At 62.6% G+C, this 4,103-nt stretch carries 2 protein-coding genes; one reads left to right on the top strand and one right to left on the bottom strand.

Annotated elements, in window-relative coordinates; genetic code table 11:
- The first annotated feature begins 414 nt into the window (after positions 1–414).
- Positions 415–1,443 carry a glycoside hydrolase family 99-like domain-containing protein gene (locus tag JSV65_14840; protein UCH33825.1) on the top strand — a complete coding sequence of 343 codons (1,029 nt, stop codon included), beginning with the start codon at positions 415–417 and terminating at the stop codon, positions 1,441–1,443.
- Positions 1,444–2,432: 989 nt separating this feature from the next.
- Here JSV65_14840 and JSV65_14835 read toward each other — a convergent pair.
- Positions 2,433–4,103, bottom strand: a 1,671-nt coding sequence (locus JSV65_14835; GenBank protein ID UCH33824.1) for a hypothetical protein, incomplete at its 5' end; no start/stop codon positions are given.

The raw sequence follows: 4,103 nt of genomic DNA, 5'->3' as shown, positions 1-4,103 counted from the left end.
GAATGTTGCAGTCCCTAAGCCGCTGCGGGGCCGGGATGGCGTCCCAGCGGGCCTAGTCAGTTTGGGTCAACGAGGCGGGCATTCCTGCCGGCCTCGCCGCAGGGAAGCGCACCTGACGCGCAGAAGAGCGCCTCGGATTCGGAGCTGGGCCGCAAGGCGCGAGCACCCCCGGAGGCTCGCGCGGACGAAACAAGATGCAAGAGCAGGGACTCCGGAGCCGCGGCTTCATTCACCCCGGATTCGTCCCACAGATGCCGGAGACGGTTGTCCCGCACCATGATGATTGACAGATGAGGACGAGCCGAGATGCGATACGGTCGTAGTGCTCCCCTACTACTCACATTGGCTGCGCTATCTCTGCCAGCAAATGTGAGCCTTGCCGGCGCGCGGCAATCGCCGCCCAGACAAACGGTGGTGGGCGCCATTCGCTGGGACGCCTGGTCAGGCGACAACGAGTGGGAGAAGAACCTGGCGCCGAAGCAGTGGCGTCACCGCCTCCCCTTCTACAGTCGGGTTATCTCTGACAAGGAAGTTGCTGTGCGAGCCGACACCCAGGAAGTGATGGACCAGGAGATAGCCTACGCACATGCCGCTGGCCTCGACTACTGGGCCTACTGCTATTCGCTGCACGACCCGTCTGACCCGACCAAAGGCAACTACGCTCTTGGACTCCACCTGGCGAGCAAGCGCCGGGACGACGTGAAGTTCGCGCTGATCCTGATGGCACAGGGCTACTGGGGCCCGAAAGACGATTTCCCGCAGGCAATTGACGCGTACGTGCGGCTGTTCCGCGAGCCCAACTATCAGACAGTGTTGGAGGGCCGGCCGCTGGTTTACATCTTCTACGTCGAGAAGATGCCGACGTACTTCGGCTCGGAGGCGGCCGTCAGGGAAGCGCTGGACCAGCTGCGTCGTAAGTCAGTGGCGGCAGGCCTCAAACCGCCGTACATCGCGGCGCAGGTGTTCAACGCGCGCGTCGGCGCAGAGTATGTTGACACGATGGGATTCGATGCGATCAGCGCCTATGCTTCAGCGGACTTCAGCCACGGCACCCAGGAGTATCCCTACCGTGCGCTCGCTGATGCCAACCGCGCCTTCTGGGAATCCTGCAAGGCGACAGGCAAGAGGGTCATCCCAATCGTCAGTGCGGGCTGGGACAACCGGCCTCGCCGGCGTGACCCGAAGCGGTACCAGGAAATCTACAAGTCGCCTCCACGCGGCCCCTGGTACACGCAACCGACGCCTGTCGAGCTGGCGGACAACCTTCGCGCCGCCGTCGAATGGAACCGCCAGAACCCCGACTGCGCGGATGCCAACGCGGTAATCATCTATGCCTGGAACGAGTCCGACGAGGGAGGCTGGCTCGTTCCTACGAAGGCCGAGGGCAACGCTCGCCTGGAAGCGATCAAGAAGGTCCTGAAGGCGACCCGAAAGGCCCGGTGAGGCCTGTACGGGGTGGCCGGCACCGGCCTGCTGTTTCCTTGTCGCGCTTTCTGGTTCGACCGCGGGATAGGTGCGCCACGGAGTGGCTCGCATGGAACCCCTCGACCTCGTCCACAGCTCGGGAATGTTTCGCTCTCAGATCGTTTTCCGCCACCACCCTTCGCCAAGGCTTCGGCAGGCGAGCCATTCACCGCGGGCAGGGCTCCGGCAACGGACTGCTGAAGCAACGAAATCATTGGGTAACACCGGGTTCGAGGATCACCTCGGGTCCGATGTATTCGCTGGTCGGCTCCACAAGAACATCAGTGCCGCGCCGATGAACGCGCAGGCGACGACCAGCAGCCCATATTCGAAGGGCGAAAGCCAGCCCCCGACGCCGAAGAACGAGTAGCGGGTCGGCCCAGTCCTAACCGCGTTTCGCCCCAACCAGAGGACCAGGGCCATCAGAAGCCAGAAGTTACCCCCTACGAAATACGGCCAATTGCGCATGAGTCCGTCCCCCTGACTTTGGATTGCGTTCCAAGCGTAGCGTAGGCGTGACGCACCCCGCAGCGCATCTTACTCCGCAATGCGCCTTTCGTCAACGAGCGCCGGTTATTCGTCGACCAGCCGCGTGGCCGATTGTCCCTGTCAACCGCCCGCGACACCGCTTGTAGTGGTCAGTCACCGGTGAGACCGGTACATGGTGGCCAGGCGCGAGGACTATCGCAAGCTCGTCAAAACCGCAAGATGCAAGAGCAGGGACACCCGGACTGTACCTTGATTCGCCCCGTGATTCGTCCCAGCGGTGGTGAGGACCGACAGGATGCAAGGCGAAGACGATCTGGGTTCCGTGTATCGCTTGCGCTTCATGCTCTGAGCCTCCTGAGATAGGTTCAACTTCCTCGTTTCCTCTCATCTCAGGTGGACCAGCTTTCGGGGTTCAGACCCACGGGCTCATTCCTCGCTCCGTTCCACCGGTTGGTACGGATCGGAAGAGCTTGTGCTCGCTACTTCTTCTTCATGAGCCACACTTCGGACACCATGGTGCCCCATCCGCTGCAGTTGCGCCATTGCTCGACAGTCACGCGATCCCCCGCCCCCACCCCGCGCGCTTTCTCCCGCCGGAGAATCAGCTCGCCGCTCCGGGTCGCCTCGCGCGGTATATCGAAGGTGAAGAAATCGCTCACCTGCAACGGCACTTCCAGATCGCGCGCCAGTACGAACTCGTTGGCATGGATTGTCTGCGACTTCTGGTTCATGCGAGAGGCGTAGCGCTCCTGGTACCACGGGCGCACGAATGTGAAGCGGACGCGATATTGGGCCTCGGGATCGAGATCACGATAGTGAAATGTGACGCCCTGGGCCTCGTCCTGGGTGTAGTGCATTGTGCGCTGGCTGGGGCGGTTGGCCTCCCACGCCAAGTCCCCGAAGTTGGGCTGCCCGAAATCGAAGGGATAGCCGTGGGTGAGATGCGGGCAGGTGTTCCCCGCCCCACAGTTGTCGTAGAGCCCGCCTGCGCCCGGGTCGTCGTAAGCAGTAATCATGCGCAGCATCTCGCCCTTATCCTCGGGCGACGCCGCGCGCGCCCGCTCCAGTTGCCGCTTGAGCCAGCCCAGCCCAATGAAATCGTGCTTGAGGTTGAAACACCCCTCGTTGCATGCCCCGAACAGTGCATTGCTTTCCTCGCCCAGGCGCAGCGCTTCCTCTCGCAGCCGTCTCATCTCCGGCGCCTCGCCCAATTGGTCAAACCACGGCAGTATCGAATCCACCGTGTCGTCGAAGCTCCCTTGTTCGAGGGTGTGCGACACGCTGCGCTCGATACGCTGCCGCAGGTCGGTCTGCTGCCTGACGCTGTGCCTGACGTACAAGTCGAGCGCGGCCTTCTGCATGTACAGCCGCCACAGCCAGTGGCCTTTCATCTGGTGCGCCGGGATGCGCTCGCCGGCCCGCTTCACGAGATCGTAGTACCGTTGAATGCCCTCCTTTTCCGTGATTGCCACTTCGGGATTCTCCTGCAGGTTTTCCTCGAGTTGAAAGAGGGCCTTTGCCATGTACGGCGCGGCCGCGCGCCCGAACCAGCTGCGGCAGTATTCCTCTACCGCATCATCCACGCCCGTCTGGGGCGCCCACAGCAGGCGTTGCCACATCCACTGATTGAAGTGGTCGTGAAACCCGCTGGAGTGAGTGACATCTCCCACTCCGTATCGCACCACTTCACCGAATGCCCAATGGTAGTAGCGCGGCCACGCGAACCACGTGGCCCGGTCGTAGACCATCGTCAGCGCTTGGTCGGGGCGGCGCTCGTAGATGAAGTGGTTCCACGGAGGCGGCAGTTCCCCGTTGCGGTCGGCGCGCGGGTAGGCCAGAACATAGCCGAACTCGGAGTAACGCCAGTGCGTTATCTCATTGTAGTGCATGAGCACCTGCTGCGGCGGCAACTGGCGCACGATCTCCTGGTTGTAGCGATCGGGAGGCCCGAACCCGGGATAGCGGAACAGGTCCGTGCGGTGCGTCTGACGGTGGCCCGGCTGCCAGCTCATGGCGTCTGAGCCGGGGCCATAGCCCCAGGCCCACAGCCACTCCCGCGGCTCTTCCTGCAGGTACGTGAAGATGGCGTTATCGTCATCGTTGTTGAACTTCTGGTTCGTAAACCAGATTCTGGTCCGCGGATGGTACTT

The organism is Armatimonadota bacterium, assembly GCA_020354555.1.
In the GTDB taxonomy this organism is placed as follows: domain Bacteria; phylum Armatimonadota; class Hebobacteria.
The sequence above is the reverse complement of the archived record's forward strand: the minus strand, read 5'-3'. Positions and strand labels throughout refer to the sequence as shown.